Annotated in this window: 20 protein-coding genes; 8 read left to right on the forward strand and 12 right to left on the reverse strand. The window is 73.6% G+C overall.

Annotation, left to right across the window (positions count from 1 at the left end; translation table 11 throughout):
- Positions 1–80: 80 nt before the first annotated feature.
- The 3 genes from ABEB09_RS02465 to ABEB09_RS02475 all read right to left on the reverse strand — a co-directional run bounded on the left by ABEB09_RS02465 (position 81) and on the right by ABEB09_RS02475 (position 2,539).
- On the reverse strand, positions 81–1,268 hold the full coding sequence (locus ABEB09_RS02465) for a thiolase family protein (RefSeq protein WP_345686603.1): 1,188 nt from the start codon (positions 1,266–1,268) through the stop codon (positions 81–83).
- A gap of 89 nt (positions 1,269–1,357) precedes the next feature.
- Positions 1,358–1,636 (reverse strand): hypothetical protein, encoded by a 279-nt coding sequence (locus tag ABEB09_RS02470; RefSeq protein WP_345686605.1) that lies wholly within the window; start codon positions 1,634–1,636, stop codon positions 1,358–1,360.
- A 9-nt stretch (positions 1,637–1,645) separates the two neighbouring features.
- On the reverse strand, positions 1,646–2,539 hold the full coding sequence (locus tag ABEB09_RS02475) for a TIGR02452 family protein (RefSeq protein WP_345686607.1): 894 nt from the start codon (positions 2,537–2,539) through the stop codon (positions 1,646–1,648).
- Positions 2,540–2,689: 150 nt separating this feature from the next.
- Here ABEB09_RS02475 and egtA point away from each other — a divergent pair, with 150 nt between their 5' ends.
- From egtA to egtD, 4 genes are read left to right on the forward strand one after another with little or no spacing between them, the layout of a single operon-like run.
- The gene (egtA, locus tag ABEB09_RS02480; RefSeq protein ID WP_345686609.1) at positions 2,690–3,988 is read left to right on the forward strand and encodes an ergothioneine biosynthesis glutamate--cysteine ligase EgtA; all 1,299 of its coding nucleotides are present in this window, start codon (positions 2,690–2,692) and stop codon (positions 3,986–3,988) included.
- Positions 3,985–5,328, forward strand: a complete 1,344-nt coding sequence (gene egtB, locus ABEB09_RS02485) for an ergothioneine biosynthesis protein EgtB (protein ID WP_345686612.1) — start codon at positions 3,985–3,987, stop codon at positions 5,326–5,328. Before egtA ends, egtB begins: the two co-directional genes overlap by 4 nt.
- Positions 5,328–6,128 (forward strand): ergothioneine biosynthesis protein EgtC, encoded by an 801-nt coding sequence (egtC, locus tag ABEB09_RS02490; protein WP_345686614.1) that lies wholly within the window; start codon positions 5,328–5,330, stop codon positions 6,126–6,128. The genes egtB and egtC overlap by 1 nt, the downstream gene beginning before the upstream one ends.
- Complete coding sequence (gene egtD, locus ABEB09_RS02495; RefSeq protein ID WP_345686616.1) at positions 6,125–7,090, forward strand: L-histidine N(alpha)-methyltransferase; 966 nt, start codon at positions 6,125–6,127, stop codon at positions 7,088–7,090. The genes egtC and egtD overlap by 4 nt, the downstream gene beginning before the upstream one ends.
- Here egtD and ABEB09_RS02500 read toward each other — a convergent pair.
- The 3 genes from ABEB09_RS02500 to ABEB09_RS02510 form a co-directional block, all read right to left on the reverse strand.
- Entirely contained in the window at positions 6,985–7,881 is an 897-nt protein-coding gene (locus ABEB09_RS02500; RefSeq protein ID WP_345686618.1) for a lysophospholipid acyltransferase family protein, read from the reverse strand. The genes egtD and ABEB09_RS02500 overlap by 106 nt on opposite strands.
- A complete protein-coding gene (locus ABEB09_RS02505; RefSeq protein ID WP_345693820.1) occupies positions 7,878–8,837 on the reverse strand; it encodes a GNAT family N-acetyltransferase in 960 nt (319 codons plus the stop codon). Before ABEB09_RS02505 ends, ABEB09_RS02500 begins: the two co-directional genes overlap by 4 nt.
- A gap of 297 nt (positions 8,838–9,134) precedes the next feature.
- Positions 9,135–10,388, reverse strand: a complete 1,254-nt coding sequence (locus tag ABEB09_RS02510) for an extracellular solute-binding protein (protein WP_345686620.1) — start codon at positions 10,386–10,388, stop codon at positions 9,135–9,137.
- A gap of 219 nt (positions 10,389–10,607) precedes the next feature.
- Between ABEB09_RS02510 and ABEB09_RS02515 the strand changes: the two genes are divergently transcribed.
- Positions 10,608–10,835, forward strand: a complete 228-nt coding sequence (locus ABEB09_RS02515; protein WP_345686622.1) for a dodecin — start codon at positions 10,608–10,610, stop codon at positions 10,833–10,835.
- Positions 10,836–10,873: 38 nt separating this feature from the next.
- Here the strand turns inward: ABEB09_RS02515 and ABEB09_RS02520 are convergent, their stop codons facing one another.
- The gene (locus tag ABEB09_RS02520) at positions 10,874–11,374 is read right to left on the reverse strand and encodes a phosphatase domain-containing protein (RefSeq protein WP_345686624.1); all 501 of its coding nucleotides are present in this window, start codon (positions 11,372–11,374) and stop codon (positions 10,874–10,876) included.
- 97 nt (positions 11,375–11,471) lie between these two features.
- Between ABEB09_RS02520 and ABEB09_RS02525 the strand changes: the two genes are divergently transcribed.
- A complete protein-coding gene (locus ABEB09_RS02525; RefSeq protein ID WP_345686626.1) occupies positions 11,472–12,554 on the forward strand; it encodes an MsnO8 family LLM class oxidoreductase in 1,083 nt (360 codons plus the stop codon).
- On the opposite strand, the gene melC2 is transcribed toward ABEB09_RS02525, so the two are convergent.
- The 5 genes from melC2 to ABEB09_RS02550 form a co-directional block, all read right to left on the reverse strand.
- Complete coding sequence (gene melC2, locus ABEB09_RS02530; RefSeq protein ID WP_345686628.1) at positions 12,536–13,363, reverse strand: tyrosinase MelC2; 828 nt, start codon at positions 13,361–13,363, stop codon at positions 12,536–12,538. The two genes, ABEB09_RS02525 and melC2, sit on opposite strands and share 19 nt — an antisense overlap.
- 17 nt (positions 13,364–13,380) lie before the next feature.
- Positions 13,381–13,833 (reverse strand): apotyrosinase chaperone MelC1, encoded by a 453-nt coding sequence (melC1, locus tag ABEB09_RS02535; protein ID WP_345686630.1) that lies wholly within the window; start codon positions 13,831–13,833, stop codon positions 13,381–13,383.
- A gap of 302 nt (positions 13,834–14,135) precedes the next feature.
- Positions 14,136–14,882, reverse strand: coding sequence for a succinate dehydrogenase/fumarate reductase iron-sulfur subunit (locus tag ABEB09_RS02540; protein WP_345686632.1), 747 nt, complete (start codon positions 14,880–14,882; stop codon positions 14,136–14,138).
- Positions 14,879–16,828, reverse strand: coding sequence for a fumarate reductase/succinate dehydrogenase flavoprotein subunit (locus tag ABEB09_RS02545; RefSeq protein WP_345686634.1), 1,950 nt, complete (start codon positions 16,826–16,828; stop codon positions 14,879–14,881). Before ABEB09_RS02545 ends, ABEB09_RS02540 begins: the two co-directional genes overlap by 4 nt.
- 1 nt (position 16,829) lies before the next feature.
- A complete protein-coding gene (locus ABEB09_RS02550) occupies positions 16,830–17,549 on the reverse strand; it encodes a succinate dehydrogenase cytochrome b subunit (RefSeq protein WP_345686636.1) in 720 nt (239 codons plus the stop codon).
- 96 nt (positions 17,550–17,645) lie between these two features.
- On the opposite strand from ABEB09_RS02550, the gene ABEB09_RS02555 reads away from it, so the two are divergent.
- Both ABEB09_RS02555 and ABEB09_RS02560 read left to right on the forward strand, forming a co-directional pair.
- A complete protein-coding gene (locus ABEB09_RS02555; RefSeq protein ID WP_345686638.1) occupies positions 17,646–18,578 on the forward strand; it encodes a LysR family transcriptional regulator in 933 nt (310 codons plus the stop codon).
- A 538-nt stretch (positions 18,579–19,116) separates the two neighbouring features.
- A complete protein-coding gene (locus tag ABEB09_RS02560; RefSeq protein WP_345686640.1) occupies positions 19,117–22,881 on the forward strand; it encodes a laminin G domain-containing protein in 3,765 nt (1,254 codons plus the stop codon).
- Positions 22,882–22,950 lie beyond the last annotated feature (69 nt).

The raw sequence follows: 22,950 nt of genomic DNA on the forward strand, positions 1-22,950 counted from the left end.
AGCCGGAGCAGGCCCGGCCCGAAGGCCGCAGCGCGAAGCCCGAGCAGGACGGGGCCCGAGGCCCCGGGCGCGCCTGTGCCTCAGCGTTCCAGGACCACCGCGATCCCCTGGCCCACGCCGATGCACAGCGCCGCCAGGCCCGTGCCCGAGCCCGCCGCCGCCAGCTGGTGGGCGACCGAGCCCGCGAGGCGGGCGCCCGAGGCGCCGAGCGGGTGGCCGATGGCGATGGCGCCGCCGCGCGGGTTGACCACCTCGGGGTCGAGGTCCGGCCACTCGGCGAGGCAGCCGAGGGCCTGCGCGGCGAACGCCTCGTTCAGTTCGAAGGTCGTCAGGTCGGCGAAGGTCCGCCCGGCCCGGGACAGGGCCCGCTGGACGGCCTCGACCGGGCCCAGGCCGAAGAGCTGCGGTTCGATGCCGGTGACCGCCGAGGTGCGGATCCGGGCGAGCGGCTCGCGGCCGCAGGCGCGCAGGCCCTCCTCGTCGACGAGGAGCAGCGCGGCGGCGCCGTCGTTGAGCGGTGAGGCGTTGCCGGCGGTGACCGTGCCGCCGTCGGGACGGAACGAGGGCTTGAGCTTGGCCAGGGCCTCCATGGACGTCGAGTCCCGGATGCACTCGTCGCGGACCAGGTCCACTCCCCCGTACGGGACGACCTCGCCGTCGTAGAGGCCCTTGGCCCAGGCCTCGGCGGCCTTGCGGTGGCTGGCGAGGGCGAAGGCGTCCTGCTGGTCGCGGGTGATGGCGTGCTTGTCGGCGACGAGTTCGGCGCCCTCGCCGAGGGACACGGTCCACTCGGCGGGCATGCGCGGGTTGGTCATGCGCCAGCCGAGCGTCGTCGAGTACAGCTGCTGGTGGCCCGCCGGGAAGGCGCGTTCGGGCTTCTGGAGCACCCAGGGGGCGCGGGACATGGATTCCACGCCACCCGCGAGGACGACGGAGGCGTCGCCGAGCGCGATGGCGCGGGCGGCCTGCACGACGGCTTCGAGGCCGGAGCCGCACAGCCGGTTGACGGTGACGCCGGGCACGGTGACGGGCAGGCCCGCGAGCAGGACGGCCATGCGGGCCACGTCGCGGTTGTCCTCGCCCGCCCCGTTCGCGTCGCCGAAGTAGACGTCGTCGATCCTGGCCGGGTCGAGGCCGGGCGTCCGGTCGACCAGCGCCCGTACGACGTGGGCGGCGAGGTCGTCGGGGCGTACGGAGGAGAGAGCACCGCCGAACTTGCCGATCGGTGTGCGGACGGCGTCGACGATGTACACGTCGCGGATGCTCATCGGGTCTCTCCCACGGCCTCGGTCGTTCGTGTGGTGAACGGCCGTTCACCACTCGGCGGGGCGAGTCTCCGTTCCGGGGAGGGGCACTGTCAACGGCCTTCCCCGGCGCCGGGCGTCACGACCCGCGCGGACAGGCCGTAGTCCAGCTCGAAGCCGTCCACCAGCAGCGCCTCCACCGTACGGGTCTCCGGATCGATGTCGGCCACCATCCCCTCCCCCGCGTACCGGGGGTAGCCGGACGCGCCGGTCTCGCCGGTGGCCTCGACCAGGGCGGAGCGGATCGCCACCTCCGTGAGGTGCGCGGCGTCGCGCCCCTCGGCGTGCTGGGGCACGACCAGGATCTCGAAGCGCTGCGGATGTGTCCTCATGCTGTGACGCTAAGGACGTTCCGCCCGGTACGCACGTCGGGGTGCACGCCGGTCGGGGCCGGGCCGCGGATCCGTCGCCACGTCGGCGAACACCGCGCGGAACGCCCCCAGGGTGCCGCCCTCGCGGGTGCGGTCCAGAACGGCGAGGACGACCTCGTCGAAGTGGCCCGAGAAGCGGCCGTCGCCCGTCAGGAGCGCCCGGAACGCGCCGGCCACCTCGGAGGGGTCGTTGCGGAAGACGCCGCAGCCCCAGGCGCCCAGTACGAGCCGCCGGTAGCCGTGGGCGACGGCGGTCTCCAGGACGCGTTCGGCGCGGGAGGCGAGGGCGGCCGGTATGCGGTGGGCCTCGCCGGGGGTACGGCTGGTGATCACGCCCGCGTTGGGTGCGGGCGAGGTCAGGAAGCCCACCGTGCAGGGCGCGTCCAGCAGCCGGCCGCGGTCGTCGCGGAACACGGGGACGCCGGGCGAGTGGATGACCCGGTCGGTGTAGAACGGGTCGCGGTGCGTGCGGTGGTGCTCGTAGTAGGCGGGCGCCGCCAGCAGCGTGGTGTACAGCGCGGAGGCGCGGCACAGCGCCTCCTCCTGGGCCTGGGCGCCGCGCAGGTAGCCGCCGCCGGGGTTCCGGGCGGACGCGAAGTTGAGGACCGCGACCGGGGCGTCCGGGGCGGCGCCGGTGAGGCGGCGGGCGGCGTCGAGGCTGGACTCGCCGGTGACCTCGAAGCGGGTCGTCCGGCCGGTGCCGGGCGTCGCGGGGACGGGGTCGGGGCCGTGCAGCGTGGTGGCGGCGGTGGCGCGGGCCACGGCGTCGGACAGGGTGACCTCACGGCCGTCGGGGGCGCGGTAGCGGCCGGCTTCGACGATCTCCTCGGTCTGCCGCGCGATCTCGCGCAGTCGTGCACTCATACCCGGAAGCGTGGATGATCATGCTCGGTCGCGGCAAAGCATTTTCCGGATTCGCCCATTCACTCTCGCGCCCTTGTGCGGGCCGACGCGGGTGGCTTAGGTGGAGGGGACGCCTTCGACAGAGGGACGCCTTCCACAGGAGGAGGCCACATGCCGTCGAGCGCTTTCCCGCAGGCCGGTCCCCCGCTGGCCGAGGAGGAGGCGGAGGACCTGCTGCGAGGCATCTGCTTCAAGACCGGCCCTCCGCGCTCGGTGGGGGTGGAACTGGAGTGGTTCGTCCACGACCTGCACCGACCGCACGTCCCCGTGCCGCCCGACCGTCTGCGTTCGGCATTCGCCGTGCTGCACGACGTTCCCCTGCACTCCTCGCTCACCTTCGAACCCGGCGGGCAGCTGGAGCTCAGCTCGCCGCCCGCCACCTCCCTCGCCGAGTGCGTGGCCACCATGTCCGCCGATCTGGCGGCCGTACGGGGCACGCTCGGCCCGCTCGGCCTCACCCTCACCGGCGCCGGGACCGATCCCCGGCTCTTCTCCCGCGAGCGACTGCTGCGCGAGCCCCGCTACGACGCGATGGAGGCCTACCTCGACCGCTGGGGGCCGGCCGGCCGGTTCATGATGCGCGACTCGGCGTCCGTGCAGGTCTGCGTGGACTCCGGCTACGAGGAGCCCGGTCCTCTGGGTTTCGTACGGCGCTGGCGGCTGGCGCATCTGCTGGGGCCCGTGCTGGTCGCGTCCTTCGCCAACTCGCCCACGCTGCACGGCAGGCCCACCGGGCTGCGTTCCACGCGGCAGTCGCTGTGGGCGGGCGTCGACCCGGTGCGGGGGCTCGCCCCGCCCGCCTGGCGCGAGCCGCGCTCCGCCTGGGCGGCGCACGTGCTGGACACGCCGGTGATGTGCGTCCGGGCGGAGGCCGGGCCGTGGATGGTGCCCGAGTCGCTGACGTTCCGCGAGTGGCTGCGCCGTTCCGCCAAGGGCGACGGCCCGCCCAGGGCGGCGACGCGCGACGACCTCGACTATCACCTCACCACGCTGTGGCCGCCCGTCCGGCCGCGCGGCACCCATCTGGAGCTGCGGATGCTGGACGCGCAGTCCGGCGACGACGGGTGGATCGTGCCGCTCGCCGTGACGAGCGCGCTGTTCGACGACCCGGTGGCGGCCGAGGGGGCGTACCGGGCCCTCGAACCGCTCGCGGAGACCGCCGGACCGCTGCCGCCGCCGAGCGACGCCCACTGGCGGGCCGCCGTACGGGACGGGCCGGGTTCGCCCGCCCTGCACCGGGCCGCCGTCGTCTGCTTCGGCCTCGCCCTGGACGCGCTCGCCCGCTCCGGGGCGCCGGTCGCCGTGCGGGACGCGGTGGCCGGTTTCCACGAGCGGTTCGTGCTGCGGGGCCGGTGCCCGGCCGACGAGCCCCTCCCCTCGCCCGTCGCCGGGAAGGACCCGCTCCCATGACCGTCCCCACCTCGGCCGAGGCGCTGCGGGGGCACGCGTACGCCGCGCTGGCCGGTGCCCGGGCCCGTACCGCCCTGCTCACCGACTGCGTCGACGACGCCGACCTCACGGCGCAGCACTCGCCGCTGATGTCCCCGCTCGTGTGGGACCTGGCGCACATCTCCAACCAGGAGGAGCAGTGGCTGCTGCGGGCCGTCGGCGGGCGTCCGGCGCTGCGCCCGGAGATCGACTCGCTGTACGACGCGTTCGCGCACCCCAGAGCCACCCGGCCGAGCCTTCCGCTGCTCCCGCCGGCCGAGGCGCGGGCGTACGCGGCCGAGGTGCGCGGCCGGGTGCTGGACGTGCTGGACTCCGCACGCCTGGAGGGCCGGCCGCTGGTCGACGCGGCGTTCGCGTTCGGCATGATCGCCCAGCACGAGCAGCAGCACGACGAGACCATGCTGATCACGCACCAGCTGCGCCGGGGGCCCGCCGTGCTCGCGGCGCCGGACCCGCCGCCCCCGGTGGAGGACCCCGCGCTGCTGCCCGCAGAGGTGCGGATCCCCGGGGGCGCGTTCCTCATGGGCACCTCCCACGAGGACGAGCCGTGGGCGCTGGACAACGAACGCCCGGCCCATGTGCGGTTCGTGCCCGAGTTCTTCATCGACACGTTTCCCGTCACCAACGGCGCCTACCGGAACTTCGTCGACGCGGGCGGCTACCGTGACCCGCGCTGGTGGGACCCGCGGGGCTGGGCGTACATACGGGAGCACGGCACAGAGGCGCCGCTGTTCTGGCGGCGCGAGGGCGGACAGTGGCTGCGGCGCCGCTTCGGGGTCGTCGAGCCGGTGCCCGACGACGAGCCGGTGCTGCACGTCAGCTGGTACGAGGCGGACGCCTACGCGCGCTGGGCGGGCCGCCGGCTGCCGACGGAGGCCGAGTGGGAGAAGGCGGCCCGGCACGACCCGGTGACCGGGCGGTCGCTGCGCCATCCGTGGGGCGACGCCGACCCGACGCCCGACCACGCCAACCTGGGGCAGCGGCATCTGCGGCCCGCGCCGGTGGGCAGTTGTCCGGCGGGGCGCTCGCCCCTGGGGGTGCGGCAGCTGATGGGTGACGTGTGGGAGTGGACGTCGAGCGACTTCCTGCCGTACCCGGGGTTCGTCGCGTTCCCGTACCGGGAGTACTCGGAGGTGTTCTTCGGGCCCGCGCACAAGGTGCTGCGCGGTGGTTCGTTCGCGGCGGCGCCGGTGGCGTGCCGGGGGACGTTCCGCAACTGGGACCTGCCCGTGCGGCGGCAGATCTTCTCCGGTTTCCGCACGGCGAGGGACGGCGAACCGGCGCACGGCGGTGGCGCCTGATGTGCCGTCACATAGCCTGGGTGGCCGCGCGGGAGGTGCCGCTGGGCGAGCTGCTGGTGGCGCCGGAGCACGGGCTGTACCGGCAGGCGTGGGCGCCGCGCCGGCAGCGCTACGGGACGGTGAACGCCGACGGTTTCGGCGTCGGCTGGTACGCGGCCGGCGATCCGGTGCCGGCCCGCTACCGGCGGGCGGGGCCGCTGTGGGCGGACCTGTCGTTCACCGACCTGGCGCGCGTGGTGCGCTCGCGGGCGGTGCTGGCCGCCGTACGGGACGCGACCGCTCCGGGCGCGGACGCGGAGGCCGCCGCGGCGCCCTTCGCGTCGGGCCCGTGGCTGTTCAGCCACAACGGGGCCGTGGGCGGCTGGCCGGGCTCGCTGGCGGCGCCGGCCGCCGGGCTGCCGCCGGAGGAGCTGCTGGCGATGGAGGCCCGCAACGACTCGGCACTGGTGTGGGCGCTGCTGCTGCACCGGCTGCGGCGCGGTGAGGCCTTGGCGCGCGCCCTGGCCGCGACGGTGCGCGAGGTGGCCGCGGCGGCGCCGGTGTCGCGGCTGAACCTGCTGGTCATGGACGGTTCGACGATCGCGGCGAGCACGTGGGGGGACTCGCTGTGGTACCTGGCCGGCTCCGGGCGGGTGGTCGTGGCCTCGGAGCCGTACGACGACCGTCCCGGCTGGTGCGAGGTGCCCGACCGCACGCTGCTCACGGCGACCGCCGCGGGCGTGACGTCGCTGTCCGACCTCTCCGAACCGGCGCACGTACGGCGTGCGTCGGCCGATCCGCTCGAGGAGTCCCCCGCGTGAGCCCGTTCCGCCTGACCCGCCTGCTGCCCGAGGGCACGGCCGGTGCCGATCTGCGCGCCGACGTGCTGCACGGGCTGACCCGTACGCCGAAGGTGCTGCCGCCCAAGTGGTTCTACGACGCGCGGGGCAGCGAGCTGTTCGAGGAGATCACCCGGCTGCCGGAGTACTACCCGACGCGTGCGGAGCGGTCGATCCTGGCGGTCCGGGCGACGGACGTGGCCGCCGCGACCGGGGCGCGGACGCTCGTGGAGCTCGGGTCCGGTTCGTCGGAGAAGACGCGCCACCTGCTGCGCGCGCTGGGGCCGGGGCTGGACAGCTATGTCCCGGTCGACGTGAGCGAGTCGGCGCTGAAGGGTGCCGGGGCGGCGCTGGGTGCGCAGATGCCCGCGCTGCGGGTGCACGCCCTGGTCGCTGACTTCACACGGGGGCTGGTCCTGCCGGACACGCCGGGGCCACGGCTGGTGGCGTTCCTGGGCGGGACGCTGGGGAACCTGCTGCCGGACGAGCGGGCGGTGTTCCTGCGGTCCGTGCGGGGCCTGCTGGCGCCCGGGGACGCGCTGCTGCTGGGCACGGACCTGGTGAAGGACGAGGGGGTGCTGGTGGCCGCGTACGACGACGCGGCCGGGGTGACGGCGGCGTTCAACAAGAACGTGCTGTCCGTGCTGGCGCGGGAGCTGGGCGCGGACGCCGATCCGGACTGCTTCGACCATGTGGCGCTGTGGGACCGCGAGAACGAGTGGATCGAGATGCGGCTGCGGGCGCGCGAGGCGCTCACGGTGAAGATCCCGGAGCTGGATCTGGCCGTGTCGTTCGCGGCCGGTGAGGAGCTGCGGACGGAGGTGTCGGCGAAGTTCCGTCAGGCGGGTGTCGCGGCGGAACTGGCCGGTGCGGGGCTGGAGTTGCGGCACTGGTGGACGGACGGGAAGGGGTGGTTCGCGCTGTCGCTGTCGACGGCCGTGTGAGGTGCGACGGGCGTACGGCCGGCCACGGCCGCCTGTGCGGCGCGGGCCAGTGCGCGGCGGTCGGGGTGGCGGCCGGCGGAGACGGGGGCGAGGAGCCGCACCTCGGCGGTGAGCCGGCGGGCCGTGGCGATCCGCCACAGCGAGGCGGTGAGCGGGTCGTCGCCGACGAACGCGGCGGGGCCGAGCGGACGGTAGGTGATCCGTACGGGCTGGACGGGGGCTCCCGCGTCGAGTGCGGCCTGGAAGGCGGCGGGGCGGAACCGGCCCTGGGCGCGGCCGCACCAGGTGGACCCCTCGGGGAAGACGACGACGCGGGAACCGGCGGCCAGGGCCCGTGCCATGTCCCGTACGAGGGCGGGGAGGGTGCGCAGGCGGTCCCGGTCGAGGAAGAGCGTGCCGCCCAGGGCGGCGAGGGGCCCGAGAACGGGCCAGTGGCGGACCTCGCGCTTGGCGACCGTGCGGCCGGGCAGGACGGCCGCGACGAGCGGCACGTCGAGCCAGGAGATGTGGTTGGCGACGACGAGGTGGGGGCCGGGCGGGGGCGTGCCGATGACGCGTACGCGCAGGCCGAAGGCGCGCAGGACGGTGCGGCACCACAGCCGGACGAGGACGTGGCGGCCGGCGGGGCGCAGCGGGACGGCGAGCGGCGAGAGCGCCACCCCGGCGAGGACGGCGAGCAGCCCGGCGGCCAGGCGCAGGGCCGCTCGCGTCCGGCCGGCGGCCGCGCCCGGCGGCGGGGGCGGCGCGCACCGCCGCGGGGTGCAGGGCGCGGTGGGCAGCCAGACGCTCATCCGGCGTCGCCGAGGGAGAGGAAGTGCCGCAGGTAGCGGGGGTTGGCGCGGCGCAGGGACAGCAGGACGTAGAGGTCGGCGACGCCGAAGTCGGGGTCGTGGGCGGGAGCGCCGCACACCCAGGCGCCGAGGCGGAGGTAGCCGCGCAGCAGCGGCGGGATCTCGGTGCGGGCGGCGGGGCGCGGGGCGGTGTCGGCGGACCAGAGGCGGTGCGGGGTGACCCAGTACTCCTCGGGCGCCAGGTGGCGGGACTTGACGGTGTTCCACGTGGCGGCGGCGAGGGTGCCGCCGTCGGTGAGCGGGACGGAGCAGCAGCCGGCCAGCCAGTCGTGTCCGGTGCGCTCCATGTAGTGGGCGATGCCGGCCCAGACGAGGGAGATGGCGGCGCCGTTGCGGTGGGCGGGGTGGACGCAGGAGCGGCCGACCTCGACGAGGTCGTGACGGATCGGGTCGAGGCGGGCCAGGTCGAACTCGCCCTCGGCGTAGAGGCGTCCGGCGATCCGGGCGCGCTCCGGCGGCAGCAGCCGGTAGGTGGCGACGACGTCGCCCGTCGTCTCGTCGCGGACGAGGAGGTGGTCGCAGTACGCGTCGAACGCGTCGCTGTCGAGGCCGGGTTCGGGTCCGTCGAGCCGGGCGCCCAGCTCCCCGGCGAACACCTGGTGCCGCAGCCGCTGCGCGGCCCGCACGTCGTCCTGGTCCCGCGCGAGCGAGACCCGGTAGCGGGGGCGCTCCTCGCTGTCCCCGCGGGACCGTCGCGCCGCGCCGCGGGAGTCGGGGGCGTTCCCCGCGAGCCCAGGAGCGGCCGACGGACCCGCGGCCGGGACGGCGGAAGGTACCCGGACGGGGGCCGGGGCGGCGGGCGCGGTGACCGGCGCCGGAACCGCGGCCGGGACGGCGGAGGGTACGCGGAGGGGGGCGGCGGGCGCGGTGACCGGCGCCGGGACCGCGGCCGGCAGACCGGCCGGGACGGGTACGGCGGGCACGGCGGGTGCGGCGGACGATGCCGTGACGGGCGCTGTGGCCGCGGGGGCCGGCGACAGACGGGCCGGGGCGAGAGCCAGGCCGGGTGCCGGGGCGGCGGCGCGGGACGGGGTGGGCGCGGGCAGGGCGGACATGGCGGTCTCCTCGGCCGGTACGGTGGGCGGCGGGGCCGCGACTGCGCCGGGCCCGCCCCCTACTTCTTCCGTGGCCGGCTGGATTCGGCGTGACCGCCCGGCGGAGCGTGGATGTGCGACGGCTGAATGCCGGGTTGCTCAGCCCGAGAGCGCGACGGTGATCCGCTCCGACGCGGCCCTCGCCGCGGTCCTCGGGTCGCGGCCCTGGAGGACCGCCGTCATGTACGGCTTGATGGGGTTGTCGGCCTCCACGTCGGCCCACTGCGGCGAGTTGGGCGTGGCCCGGCCGCGGGCGGCTCCCGCGGCCATGGCGGCGGTGGCCTCCTGGCCCTGGACGACGGAGGCCAGGGAGGTCTTGTTGGGCACGTAGTTCATGGTGCGGGCGAGGTCGGTCTGCCATCTTCGGCCGGCCAGCGCCTTGACGACCTCGATGCCTTCGGCGCGTTCCCCGGCGTTCACGGGGACGACGAGGTCGGAGCCGCCGGTGAACACGGCGCAGGGGCGGTCGGCGCGCTTGCCGGGGATCGGGAAGTAGCCGAGCTTGGCGGCGAGCGCCGGGTTGTGCTCCTCGATGGCGGCCGCGGCGCCCGGGGTGGCGATGATCTGGGCGACGTCGCCGCGGGCGAACACCTCCGTCTGGGGCGGGTTCTCCTCGTCGGCGTCCTCGGGGCCGGATCCCAGGGACTGGAGCTCCTTGTAGAAGTCCATGCCCTTGAGGGCGGCGGCGCTGTCGAGCGCCCCGGTCCACTGGCCGTCCTTCTCGACGGCCAGCTCGCCGCCCTCCTCCCAGATGAACCCGGCGAGGGTGTACCAGTCCTGGCCGGCGAGGTAGATGCCCTGGGCGCCGGTGCGGTTGATCCTCGCGGTGTCCGCCAGCCACTCGTCGCGCGTCTTGGGCGGGCCGTCGACGCCGGCCCGCGCGAAGAGGTCCTTGTGGTAGATGACGACCCTGTTGGCGGCGTACCAGGGGATGCCGTACTGGCTGCCGTCGATGCTGCCCGGCTCGGCGAGGCCCGGCAGCCAGTCCTCGTGGCCGAGGTCCCGTACGGATTCGAGGCTCAGGTCGAAGAGCTTGTCGGTCTCGGCGTACTGGGCCACCTGGGTGTTGCCGACCTCGATGACGTCGGGGGCGTCGTCGCTGCCCAGCGCGGCCATGACCTTCTTGCCGATGCCGGTCCACTCCTGGAAGGTGACCTCCAGCCGCACCGAGGGGTGTTCCTGCTCGTACGCGGTGGTGAACCGGCGCAGGAAGTCGTCGGACACGCTGTTCTTCATCAGCCACACCCGGACCACCGTGCGGCCGTCGCCGTCCTGGCCCGGCAGGAGGCCGCAGCCGGTCAGGGCGAGGGCGGACAGGAGCGCGGTGGGGCAGGCGAGCAGGCGCTTCTTCACGTAGGTCACCTTTGTGCGTGGTGTGCAGGCAGGACGGACCCGACGTGGGGGGAGCGAACGTGTTCGCACGGGCGATGGCTGGATTTTGGTATGGACCAATGGGCGGGTCAAGCCCCGGAGCCGCCCGGACCACCCGCCTCGCGGACCCGGGCGGGCTGGGGCACCGTGGAAAGGACGCGCCACCGGGCGCGACGCTCCACCGGCGACGAGGAGGCCGCCATGTCCCACCACACGTATCGCGTCACGGAGATCGTCGGCACGTCCCACAACGGCGTGGACGAGGCCATCCGCAACGGCATCGCCCGTGCCTCGCAGACCCTGCACAACCTGGACTGGTTCGAGGTGACGCAGATCCGCGGCCACCTCCAGGAGGGGAAGGTCGCGCACTACCAGGTCGGCCTGAAGGTCGGCTTCCGGCTCGACGGGCCGGACGTCGGCGAGGAGTGACCCGCCGGGCGGGTGCCCGGCGCCCGGCTCCCCGGTCGTCAGGTGCGGCCCTCCTTCTCCTGGGCCTCCTTCAGCGCCTCGGAACTCAGCGCCCAGCGGGCCCGTACGACGGGGAACCCCGCCTTCTCGACGGCGTCGCACACCAGCTCGTCGTCGTCCACGACCATGCGGATCTCCCGGCTCCGGCCGATCCTGCGCAGCACCTCCAGCTTGGTGAGCCGGGCGGGGCGGCGGTCGTCGTTGCGGCGCATGTGGATGCGGCCCTCGGGCAGCCCGTGCGCGGCGAGCCAGTCCACGCTGTCCTGGCGGCACCGCTCGGGCCGCCCGGTCAGGTAGCGGATCTCGCACTCGCGTGCCGCCTCCAGGCACAGGGCGACCCCTTCGGGGAGCGGGGCGTCCTGCGGGGCGGCGGCGAAGAACGCGTCCCAGTCGCGCGGGGTGCGTTCCAGGAAGCGCTGCCGGTGGCGGGCGTCGGAGAGGGTGTTGTCGAGGTCGAAGACGGCCAGGGGCGGCCTGCCGTCGCGCGTCGCGTTCGTCACGTGCGCCAGCGTAGGGAATGCCCGCGCGGCACCGGTGTTTGAACCAGGCGTGAGTCCGACTGTTGAACCAGGCGTGGGTCCGACCGCTGAACCGGGCGTGAGCCCAGGTGCCCCGGGTGCCGCCGCCTCCACCCCGCTGTCCGTCCCGCTGTCCGTGCTGGACCGCTCCCGCACCCGCGAGGGCGTGGACGCCGGGCGGGCGCTGCGCGACACCGTCCGGCTCGCCGGGGAGGCGGAGGCGCTGGGCTTCCACCGGTTCTGGGTGTCCGAGCACCATGGCGTGCCGGGTGTGGCGGGTTCCGCGCCGACCGTGCTGGCGGCCGCGGTGGCGGCGGCGACGTCGGAGATCCGCGTGGGCACGGGCGGGGTGATGCTGCCGAACCACCAGCCGCTGGTGGTGGCCGAGCAGTTCGGGGTTCTGGAGTCGCTGTTCCCGGGGCGGATCGACATGGGTCTTGGCCGCTCGGTGGGGTTCACGGACGGCATACGGCGGGCGCTGGGGCGGGGCAAGGAGGACGCCGACGACTTCGCGGGGCAGTTGGAGGAGCTGCTCGGCTGGTTCACCGGCACGCAGGGCGCCCATCCGCAGGTGCACGCGCGACCGGCGGAGGGGCTGCGGGTGCCTCCGTTCGTGCTGGCCACGGGCGAGGGCGCGGATGTCGCCGCGGCGGCGGGCCTGCCGCTGGTGATCGGCGACCTGAAGGGCCGTACGAAGGTGCTGGCGGCGATCGACCGGTACCGCTCGGGCTTCCGCCCGTCCGTCTGGTCGGAGCGGCCGTACGTGGTGGTCGCGGGCACGGTGGCCGTCGCGGCGACGGAGGTGGAGGCGGCGCGGCTGCTGGTGCCGGAGGCGTGGTCGCTGGCGTACTCGCGGACGCACGGCACGTTCCCGCCGCTCGCCCCGCCGGAGGCGGTCGCGGAACGGGAGATGACGGCACGTCAGCGGGAGTCCTACGAGTCCGCGCTGAGGGGGCACGTGCACGGTACGGAGGAGCAGGTACGGGCGGCGCTGGACGAGGTGGTCGAGCAGACCGGCGCGGACGAGCTGCTGGTGACGACCAGCACGTACGACCGGGCGGCGCTGCTGGACTCCTTCACGCGGCTGTCCCGGCTGGCGGGCCTGCGGGGCGACGGCCCGGCCGCCGCCCCGCGTGACAGGACTCAGGCCGCCCTGTCGTAGGTGTAGAAGCGGGTGTGGTCGAGCATGTCCGCCGGGGTCACGTCGTTCCAGGGCCGCATGGTGTCGTTGAGGTCCACGACGTTGGGCGTGTTGCCCGTGGGCAGGTACGTCGAGCGGGGGTGGCGGGCCTGCCAGTCGGCCCACAGCTTGTCGATGAAGGCGTGGTGGAGCCAGAACACCGGGTCGTTCGGGGAGACTCCGGTGCCCATCTGGCCGCCGACCCACACGTGGACGCGGTTGTGGAGGTTGGCGCCGCGCCAGCCCTCCAGGTGGTTGCGGAAGCCGTCGGACGCGCTGTTCCACGGCGGTGCGTCGTACGTCTCCATGGCAAGGACGGCGTCGACCTCGGCGCGGGTGGGCAGCTGGCGGCCGCCGGCTCCCAGGGCGCGGCGCAGGAAGTCGCGGCCGTCGGCGCGGACGGTGATGGTCCAGCGGTTGGCCGAGCGGGCGAAGGGGCCGTCGACCACCTGGCCGTCGCGGCTGCGGCCGGTGCCGCCGAGGAAGTCGGGGGCCCACAAGGACGCGGTGGGGGTGCGGTCGGCGGTCCAGTCCCAGTAGGGCAGGGCGACGGACGGGTCGACGGACTGCAGGGCGCGTTCGAAGTCCAGGAGGAACCTGCGGTGCCAGGGCAGGAAGGACGGCGAGCGGTGGCCGACGCGGTCGCCGTCGTCGGTGTCGCTCATGATGAAGGCGTTGTGCGTGGTGACGAAGGTGTCGTACCGGCCGGTGCGCTTCAGCTCCAGCAGGGCGTCGACGAAGCGGCGCTTCTCGGCCGCGGTGAGCGTCGCCTGGTTCTTGCGTACGGTCATGGTGGTGGCGCTCCGGATCAGGCGGTGACGAGGGGGACGAGCGGGGAGCCCTGGAGTTCCAGGACGGCGGCGCGGGCCGCGGCGCGTGGCGAGGCGACCGGCTCGTAGTGGCTGATGACGCTGATCCAGGTGCCGTCGGCGTTCTGCATGACGTGCAGTTCCTCGCCGTCGATGAGCACGGTGTAGCCGCCGCCGTGCCCTCCCCCGTGGTGGCCGCCGTGGTGGCCCCCGTGGCCGCCGCCCTGGGCGGGCCGGCCCTGTATGCGGCGGCCGCGGTAGACCTCGTCGAACGGCGCGGGTGCGGCGCTCTTGGCGGCCGCCCGCGCGGCGCCGGCGGGTGCGGCGGCGGGTACGGCCGGTGCGGCTGTGGCGCGCGCCGCGGCTGTGGCGATCGCCGGAGCGGCGACGGTGAGTCCTGCGGCCGCGCCGGCGACGGCGCCGAGAGCGCGGCGGCGGGTGATTCCGGACATGAGAGAGAAGCCCCCAAGTGATGACGGTGCACCGGTCGGTGCACCCGGGGCTGTGGTCGGCAGCCCCGGCGGCATATGCCTACCGGGACTGCCGGGCGGGGTGAAATTTCCGGACTCTCCTCAGCCAGGAAACGGACAACTCGCCCTCAACTATCCAGAATTGAACAAAGTTGATCTTGCTGTGAGCGATACCCCCGCCCCCTAACCGGAGGCGTCACCCACGGCAGAAATGTGACCGCCGCGTGAAGATTCTTTCGCGCAGCGGTCACAGCTGTGGCGGGCGTCACTCGCGGAAGATGGCCTTAAACCGCCCGGCTCCGCGCCGCCCGCAGCCACTCCTTGTTCATGGCCGCGATCGACGGCAGCGGGATGCCCTTCGGGCAGGCGGTGGCGCACTCGCCGGTCAGGGTGCAGCCGCCGAAGCCCTCCTCGTCCATCCGCGCCACCATGTCCAGCACCCGGGTCTCCCGCTCGGGCGCGCCCTGCGGCAGCACGTTGAGGTGGTTCACCTTCGCCGAGGTGAAGAGCATCGCGGAGCCGTTGGGGCAGGCCGCCACACAGGCGCCGCAGCCGATGCACTCGGCGTGCTCGAACGCGCGGTCCGCGTCGGCCTTCGGCACGGGTGTGGCGTGCGCCTCGGGCGCCGAGCCGGTCGGGGCCGAGATGTAGCCGCCGGCCTGGATGATCCGGTCGAAGGCGCTCCGGTCGACCACGAGGTCCTTGACCACCGGAAAGGCCGCGGCGCGCCAGGGCTCGATGTCGATCGTGTCGCCGTCGCGGAACGCCCGCATGTGGAGCTGGCACGTCGTGGTGCGCTCCGGGCCGTGCGCGTCGCCGTTGATGACGAGGCTGCACGCCCCGCAGATGCCCTCACGGCAGTCGTGGTCGAAGGCGACGGGGTCCTCGCCCCGGAGGATCAGCTCCTCGTTGAGGGTGTCGAGCATCTCCAGGAACGACATGTCGGAGGAGATGCCGTCGACCTCGTACGTGGCCATGGCCCCGGGGGCCTCGGCGTTCTTCTGGCGCCAGACGCGCAGGGTGAGCCTCATGCGTAGCTCCGCTGGGTGGGGTGGACGTACTCGAAGACCAGGTCTTCCTTGTGCAGCGTGGGTGCGACGCCGGTCCCCGAGAACTCCCAGGCGGCCGCGTACGCGAACTCCTCGTCCCTGCGGGCGGCTTCGCCGTCGGGGGTCTGGGACTCCTCCCGGAAGTGGCCGCCGCAGGACTCGGCGCGGTGCAGTGCGTCGAGGCACATCAGCTCGGCCAGCTCCAGGTAGTCGACGATCCGGTTGGCCTTCTCGAGCGACTGGTTGAACTCCTCGCCGTCGCCGGGCACCTTGATGCGGCGCCAGAACTCCTGGCGGATCTGCGGGATCCGGTCGAGGGCCTTGCGCAGCCCCTCGTCGGTGCGGGCCATGCCGCAGTGGTCCCACATCAGCTCGCCCAGCTCGCGGTGGAACGAGTCGGGCGTGCGGTCGCCGTCGACGGCCAGGAGCCGCCGCAGCCGCTCCTCGGTCTCCCCCACGACCTCGGCGACCACGGGGTGGTCGCCCGTGACCGGTTCGAGTGCCGTGGCGCGCGCAAGGTAGTCGTTGATGGTGGACGGCAGGACGAAGTAGCCGTCGGCCAGGCCCTGCATCAGCGCGGACGCGCCGAGCCGGTTGGCGCCGTGGTCGGAGAAGTTGGCCTCGCCGATCGCGAACAGGCCCGGCACGGTGGTCTGGAGGTCGTAGTCGACCCACAGGCCGCCCATCGTGTAGTGCACGGCGGGGTAGATCCGCATCGGCACCTCGTACGGGTTCTCCGCGGTGATCCGCTCGTACATCTCGAAGAGGTTGCCGTACTTCTCCTCCACCTTCGCCCGGCCCATGCGGCGGATCGCGTCGGCGAAGTCCAGGTAGACGCCCTGGCCGCCGGGGCCGACGCCCCTGCCCTCGTCGCAGACGTTCTTCGCGGCACGCGAGGCGATGTCGCGCGGCACCAGGTTGCCGAAGGAGGGGTAGATCCGCTCCAGGTAGTAGTCGCGCTCGTCCTCGGGGATCTCGTGGGGCGGGCGGGTGTCGCCCTGGGCCTTCGGGACCCAGATGCGTCCGTCGTTGCGCAGCGACTCGCTCATCAGCGTCAGCTTGGACTGGTGGTCGCCGGTACGCGGGATGCAGGTGGGGTGGATCTGGGTGAAGCACGGGTTGGCGAAGTACGCGCCGCGCCGGTGGGCCCGCCACGCGGCGGTGGCGTTGGAGTTCATGGCGTTGGTCGACAGGTGGAAGACGTTGCCGTAGCCGCCGCTCGCCAGGACGACGGCATCCGCGACGTACGTGTCGATCTTCCCCGTGATCAGGTCACGGGCCACGATGCCGCGCGCCCGCCCGTCGATGACGATCAGGTCGAGCATCTCGGTGCGCGGGTGCATCTCGACGTTGCCGGCGGCGATCTGCCGGGACAGCGCCTGGTAGGCGCCGAGCAGCAGCTGCTGGCCCGTCTGGCCGCGGGCGTAGAAGGTGCGGGAGACCTGGACGCCGCCGAAGGAGCGGGTGTCGAGGAGGCCGCCGTACTCGCGGGCGAAGGGCACGCCCTGCGCCACGCACTGGTCGATGATCTCGACGGAGATCTGGGCGAGCCGGTGGACGTTGGACTCGCGCGCCCGGAAGTCGCCGCCCTTGACGGTGTCGTAGAAGAGGCGGTGGACCGAGTCGCCGTCGTTGCGGTAGTTCTTGGCGGCGTTGATGCCGCCCTGGGCGGCGATGGAGTGGGCGCGGCGCGGCGAGTCCTGGTAGCAGAACTGGACGACGTGGTAGCCCTGTTCGGCGAGGGTGGCCCCCGCGGAGCCGCCGGCGAGGCCGGTGCCGACGACGATGACGGTGTGCTTGCGGCGGTTGGCGGGGTTGACCAGCTTCGCCTCGAAGCGGCGCCGGTCCCAGCGCTCCGCGATCGGGCCGCCGGGGGCCTTGGTGTCGGCGATCGGCGCGCCGGTGGTGTAGGAGACGTAGTCGCTCATGTCAGCGCACCACTCCGGTCAGGACGGCGACGGGCACGGCGGTGAAGCCGGCCGTGAGGATCAGGGCGAGCGTGTTGGCGACGGTCTTCAGCGCCCGGTCGCGGCGGGCGCTGCCGGCGCCGAGGGTCTGGGCGGCGCTCCAGAAGCCGTGCCGGATGTGCAGGCCGACGGCGAGCATCGCGACGATGTAGATGACGTTGCCGTACCAGGTGGAGAAGGTCGCCACGACGTTCTCGTACGGACGGCCGGGCTCGGCGTTCGGGTTGACGGTGAGCGTCGTCAGGTCGAGCAGGTGCCACACGACGAACAGCGCGATGATCACGCCGCCCCACCGCATGGTGCGGGTCGCGTAGCTCGCGCGGCGCCGCTTGTGGACGTACGCCGTCGGGCGGGCCTTCAGGTCGCGCCGGCTGAGCTGGTACGCCGCCACGCCGTGCGCGACGACGGCCGTCAGCAGCACGACGCGGGCGATCCACAGTCCCCACTCGCGGTGCAGGACGGGGGCGCCCATGGTGCGCAGCCAGTGGCCGTACGCGTTGAACTCCTCCGGGCCGAAGAAGACCTTGAGGTTGCCCAGGACGTGGGCGACGAGATAGCCGATGAGGATCAGACCGCTGAGGGCCATGACCGTCTTCTTGCCGACGGTCGATCCCCAGAACATGCGCGGCAGGGACGGTTTCCGGTCCGTGCGCCGTGGGTGTGTCCGCGTTGCCAGAGCCATGCCCCGGACGCTAGGTCCGGATGTCCCCAGAGGTCCAAGACATGGACCTGCTGATCTCGATAGCCCAGTGCTATCAATGGTGCTTATGCTGCCTTTATGCAGTTCCAGCAGCTGGTGTATTTCGTGGCCGTCGCCGAGACCCGTCACTTCACCCGGGCCGCCGAGCGGGTCCATGTCGCACAGCCGTCGCTGTCGCAGCAGATCAGGGCCCTGGAGAAGGAGCTGGGCGCCGAGCTGTTCAGCCGCGCCCGCGGCAACATCGCGCTCACCGACGCGGGGGAGGCGCTGCTGCCGCTGGCCCGCCGCATCCTGGCGGACGCCGACACCGCGCGGCACGAGGTGCAGGAGCTGGCGCAGCTGCGGCGGGGGCGGGTGCGCCTCGGTGCGACGCCGAGCCTGTGCACGGGGCTGCTGCCGGACGTGCTGCGCGCCTTCCACGACCTGTACCCGGGGATCCGGCTGCTGGTCGAGGAGGGCGGTTCCCACGACCTCGTACGGCAGCTGGCGCGCGGGGCGCTGGACCTGGCGCTGGTGGTGCTGCCGCTGCCGACGCCGTCCCCGGCGCTCACCACGGTCGAGCTGCTCCAGGAGGATCTGGTGGTGGTGTCGTCGGCGGCCGGTCCTGCGCCGCGCCGGCCGGTGCGGATCGCGGACCTGGAGGGGCGGCCGATGGTGATGTTCCGGCACGGCTACGACCTGCGGGAGCTGACGGTCGCGGCGTGCCGGGCGGAGGGGTTCGAGCCGTCGTTCACGGTGGAGGGCGGTGAGATGGACGCGGTGCTGGGGTTCGTCCGGGCCGGTCTCGGCCTGGCCGTCGTGCCCAGCATGGTGGCGGCGAGGGCGGGGCGGGACCTGCGGGTCACGGCGCTGGCGCCGCCCGGACTGCGCCGCACGATCGCCCTGGCGCACCGGAGCGACGTCGCGCCGCCGAGGGCGGCACGGGAGCTGCAGAAGGTGCTGCTGCGGTCGCGCTCCGGGCTCGTGGAGGGCTCCGGCCCGGAGGGCGGTCCGGGGCCCGTGGAGCAATAGCGCCTTGTCGGCGCACGTCGGCCCAACTCCACCCCGTCCGGCCACATCCGAGCAGATCAGGACCGTTCGGAAGCGTGCGCGACGGATCGCGGGTCGGCCATGTACTGTGCGTCCCATCACGTCAGGGGTGGGGTGTTCAGGGGGTAGAGGTCGGCGTGTTCCGTCTTGGCAGCGGGGTCGTTCCCGCTTCTCGCCGCCGGCCGTTCACGGGTCCGCGGTTACGGCCGGGCACCGGCCGGGGCTGACGCCTCTTCAGGTCCTCGACGAGGAGGACCTCCCTCACCCGCACGACCGCACCGGGCCGACCGGCTGACCGGCCGCCCGGCCGTGCGACGGCACGTCTTCGCGACGGGTGATCCGCGCTTCTGAGATCAGAGCGGCGAACGGGGCACTCCCCCACCCTTCGACTCGAACAAATGTCCTATTTCTTTCCGGCCTGCCCCCTCCTCCGGGCGGCCCCAACCGAAACGGTCCTCACCATGTCCACGCCCACGTCCCTGCCCACCGGCCACCGGGCCACCGCCCCGGGGAGACCCGCATGAGACCCGACAGAGGGCGCGCCGCCCGGCTGACCGGCACGGCACTCGCCCTGACCCTGGCCCTGACCGCCGCCCCCGGGACCCCCTGGGCGGCGCGCACGGCCACCGCGGCCGCGGCCGTGCCCCAGACGCCGTCCGACAAGGCGCTGGCCCTGGCCGAGGCCACGGGCAAGCGCGTCGAGGTGCTCGAGGAACGCACCGAGCGGGACACGGTGTTCGCCAACCCCGACGGCGACACCTTCACGCTGGAGAAGTCGATCGTCCCGGTGCGCGTGGCCACGCCGAACGGCGGATGGACACGGCCGGACCCGACGCTGGTGAAACGGGCCGACGGGTCGGTCGGGCCGAAGGCCGCGACGGTGGACCTGTCCTTCTCGCCCGGCGGTCCCGGCGCGGAGCTGGTGACCATCGGCGAGGCGGGCTCGGCCGTGTCCCTCGGCTGGCCCGGCACCCTGCCGGCCCCGCGCCTGGAGGGCGCCCGGGCCGTGTACGAGGACGTCCGGCCCGACGTCAACCTCATCCTGACGGCGACGCCCGAGGGGTTCCGCCAGGTCCTGGAGGTGGAGACGCTCGAAGCGGCCGCCGACCCGGCCCTGCGGAGCATCGCGTACGACCTGGACGCCGAAGGGCTGAAGATCCGGGCGGGCGCGGCGGGCAGCATGGAGGCGGTGGACGGCAACGGCCAGGTCGTCTTCCGCTCGCCGAGCGCCCAGATGTGGAACTCCGCCGGCGGCCCCGCGGAGGGCGACGGCGTCTCGGCGCAGAGCGCCGGCCTGCGCCCGCTGAGCGGCCCGTCCGCCGCGGCGGAGCCGGAGCCCGTATCGGTGGCTCCGCAGCAGGAGGACCCGCTCGAAGGGCCCCGCGCCGGCGACGAGTCGGCGGTGATGGACGTCGTCCTGGGCGAGGACTCCGTCCGGGTGGTGCCGGACGCGGATCTGATCGCCGCGACGACCGAGGCGGAACTGCCGCTCTACATCGACCCGTCGGTGGAGCTGAACGAGTCCGAGCGCACGGTGCTGTCCTCCGACGGTGACGTGTTCTACAACTTCTCGGGCGGCACCAACGGCATGAGCGTCGGCAAGTGCGGCACGGCGGTGATCGGCGGCGTCTCGTACTACTGCGGCAACGGCTACGTCAACCGCATGTACTTCGAGTTCGCGCCGGACAAGCTGAAGGGCAAGCACGTCCTGAGCGCGGCCTTCACGGTGACGGAGACCTGGTCGTTCTCGTGCGACGCCCGCTGGGTCGACCTGGAGCGGACCAACAACATCTCCTCGTCCTCCAAGTGGCCGGGCCCGACCAAGCTGGACCAGATGGGCGACCGCTACGTGTCGGCCGGCCGGGGAACCAACTGCTCGCCGTCCCAGCCGGCGGCGCCGATCCGGTTCGCCGACAACCCGGAGGAGACCGACGAGAACCTCACCCCGACCGTCAAGGCCTTCGCCGACGGGTCGTTCCCCCGGCTGACGCTGATGCTGATGGCCAAGGACGAGACGGACACCGTCGCCTGGAAGCGCTTCGACGACGACGCGGTCCTCACGGTCAGCTACGTCAGCAAGCCGGCCACGCCCACCGCGTACGGCGTCAGGGCCGGCGCCGGCCAGGTGTGCAGCACCTCCGAGTCGTCGCCGAGCGTCATCACGGACCCCCGGCCCGACCTGGTGGCCACCCCGCGTACGGCGACGGGCGGCGAGACCGGGGCGCGGCTGCGCGTCTACTTCGACCTGGACGTGAAGAGCGGCACGTCGTGGGCGGACGCGCCCGAGCCGAGCACCGGATCGCTGAAACCCACCACCGGATACGTCTCGTACAGCACGACGACGAAGAGCTTCCCGGCGCAGACGAAGGACTGGGACAACCCGCTGACCGACGGCAAGCTGTACCGCTACCGGTCGTTCACGCACTCGCTCTACAACAACGACGCGTCGTACCTGTCGAGCTCGCAGAGCCCGTTCTGCTACTTCCTGGTGGACAGCAAGGCCCCGCAGAAGCCGAGCGTCACCAGTTGGACGGTCTACAGCGAGTGCGTGTCGGGCGGCAGCTGCGTGCCCGGCGGCGGCCCCAGCCAGTCCGGCACGGTCGTCTTCGGCCCGGCGCCCGGCGAGACCAGCACCAACACCGGCTACCGCTTCAAGCTGTCCTCGGACACCGCCTGGTCGGCGTGGTCGACCGGCTCCACGTACAAGGCGACGATCACTCCCCCGTCCTCCGGTACGTACCTGCTGCACGTCCAGGCCAGGTCGGCGGCCTATCCGCTGGGCGGCGACGAGCAGATCGTCAGGTTCCTGGTGAGCGAGGGCCCCAAGCCGGTCGCGCGCTGGAACTTCGACGAGACGAGCGGCGCGGCCGTGGACACCTCGACCACGGACGCCGCCCTGCGCAACGACCTGACGCTGTCGGGCGCGGTCCGCTCGCCCAACGGGCGGCGCGGCGAGATCGTGAAGCAGCCGGCGACGGAGACGACGCCGGAGGTGCGCGGCCAGGACCAGGCGCTGCGGCTGGCGAACCCGGCGTACGCCGCGTCCGCGAAGCCGGTCGTGCAGACGGCGGCCTCGTACACCGTGGCCGCCTGGGCCCGGCTGGACGCGACGGGCGGGTTCTTCACCGTGGCGGGCCAGGACGGCACGTACTACAGCCCGTTCTTCCTCAGCTACTGCGAGGGCGTGAAGACCTGGTGCGTCCGGCTCGCCGACGCCGACGCGTCGTCCACGTCCCTGGACAACCAGCGGGTGAACGCCAAGGACCCCGCGCAGGTCAAGGTGTGGACGCATCTGGCGGCGGTCGTGGACCACGACAAGAACGTCCTGTCCTTCTACGTGAACGGCCGGCTCCAGGGCACCGACACGATCACCTCCAACTGGTCCGCGAACGGCGGCTTCCAGATCGGGCGGGTGAAGTACAAGGGCGGCTACGTCGACCACTTCGGCGGTGAGGTGGACGAGGTGACCGTCTGGCAGGCCGCCAAGTCCGCGACCGAGATCGCCACGGAGGCGAGCCTCCTCGACGGTCCGGACGGCACCGGCATGCCGCACCTGGAGCTGGTGGCGGACCTGAACGCCTCCGGCGCCTCGGGCACCACGCTCCGGGACACGACGAGCAACTACGGGGCGTCCCTCACGATGGGCGCCGGGTCCCGGCTGGACGGCGAGTCCATCGTCCTGGACGGCACCGGGGGCGCCGAGTTCTCCGGCTCCCCGCTCGTCGACGCGACCGGCTCCTTCACCGTGGCCGTGGAGGCCCTCGTCGACGGCGCCGCACTCGTCGACAAGCCCAACGGCCACCGGACGCAGATCCTCGGCCAGCGCACGGCGACGGGCTCCTCGTGGGGACTGTGGTTCGAGAAGACCGGCGTCGACGCCACCGGGCACGAGGTGCTCGACGCGAACGGCGACCCCGTCATCGACGAGGCGACCGGTGAACCGCTCTCCGAGCGCTGGGCACTGGGCCGCTGGCACTTCGGCCGGCTGACAGCCGACGGCACGGGGGCCTCCGTGCAGAGCGACGAGACGGCGGTGCTGGGCACCGAGGTCCAGCTCGTCGGCGCCTACGACGCCCAGTCGCAGGAGATCTCCCTCTTCCTCGTCGACCGGCAGGGCGTTCCCACCGCCTACACGGCGGCGGCGAGCAGCGGTGGCCCGGCCGTCGGCATGGGCTGGCTGAACAGCGCGTGGGGCAACCGCACGCCCGGCCGGATCAACCACATCCGGATGTGGGCGGGCGCCGTGCAGAGCGCCCACCACAAGACCGCGGTCGTCGGGGACTGACCCGCGCAGCCGCTGAGCAGGGGCGCGGGCCGTCAGCCACGGCCCGCGCCCTCTCCGTCACATCGACAA

Source organism: Streptomyces coeruleoprunus (assembly GCF_039542925.1).
In the GTDB taxonomy this organism is placed as follows: Bacteria; Actinomycetota; Actinomycetes; order Streptomycetales; family Streptomycetaceae; genus Streptomyces; species Streptomyces coeruleoprunus.

Bases quoted from the DNA above. Each gene is read 5' to 3' on its own strand.
- ABEB09_RS02470 (WP_345686605.1), bottom strand. From the start codon at position 1,636: ATGAGGACACATCCGCAGCGCTTCGAGATCCTGGTCGTGCCCCAGCAC.
- ABEB09_RS02540 (WP_345686632.1), bottom strand. From the start codon at position 14,882: ATGAGGCTCACCCTGCGCGTCTGGCGCCAGAAGAACGCCGAGGCCCCC.
- egtB (WP_345686612.1), top strand. From the start codon at position 3,985: ATGACCGTCCCCACCTCGGCCGAGGCGCTGCGGGGGCACGCGTACGCC.
- melC1 (WP_345686630.1), bottom strand. From the start codon at position 13,833: ATGTCCGGAATCACCCGCCGCCGCGCTCTCGGCGCCGTCGCCGGCGCG.
- melC2 (WP_345686628.1), bottom strand. From the start codon at position 13,363: ATGACCGTACGCAAGAACCAGGCGACGCTCACCGCGGCCGAGAAGCGC.
- ABEB09_RS02550 (WP_345686636.1), bottom strand. From the start codon at position 17,549: ATGGCTCTGGCAACGCGGACACACCCACGGCGCACGGACCGGAAACCG.
- egtC (WP_345686614.1), top strand. From the start codon at position 5,328: ATGTGCCGTCACATAGCCTGGGTGGCCGCGCGGGAGGTGCCGCTGGGC.
- ABEB09_RS02555 (WP_345686638.1), top strand. From the start codon at position 17,646: ATGCAGTTCCAGCAGCTGGTGTATTTCGTGGCCGTCGCCGAGACCCGT.
- ABEB09_RS02515 (WP_345686622.1), top strand. From the start codon at position 10,608: ATGTCCCACCACACGTATCGCGTCACGGAGATCGTCGGCACGTCCCAC.
- ABEB09_RS02545 (WP_345686634.1), bottom strand. From the start codon at position 16,828: ATGAGCGACTACGTCTCCTACACCACCGGCGCGCCGATCGCCGACACC.
- egtA (WP_345686609.1), top strand. From the start codon at position 2,690: ATGCCGTCGAGCGCTTTCCCGCAGGCCGGTCCCCCGCTGGCCGAGGAG.
- ABEB09_RS02500 (WP_345686618.1), bottom strand. From the start codon at position 7,881: ATGAGCGTCTGGCTGCCCACCGCGCCCTGCACCCCGCGGCGGTGCGCG.
- ABEB09_RS02475 (WP_345686607.1), bottom strand. From the start codon at position 2,539: ATGAGTGCACGACTGCGCGAGATCGCGCGGCAGACCGAGGAGATCGTC.
- ABEB09_RS02465 (WP_345686603.1), bottom strand. From the start codon at position 1,268: ATGAGCATCCGCGACGTGTACATCGTCGACGCCGTCCGCACACCGATC.
- ABEB09_RS02560 (WP_345686640.1), top strand. From the start codon at position 19,117: ATGAGACCCGACAGAGGGCGCGCCGCCCGGCTGACCGGCACGGCACTC.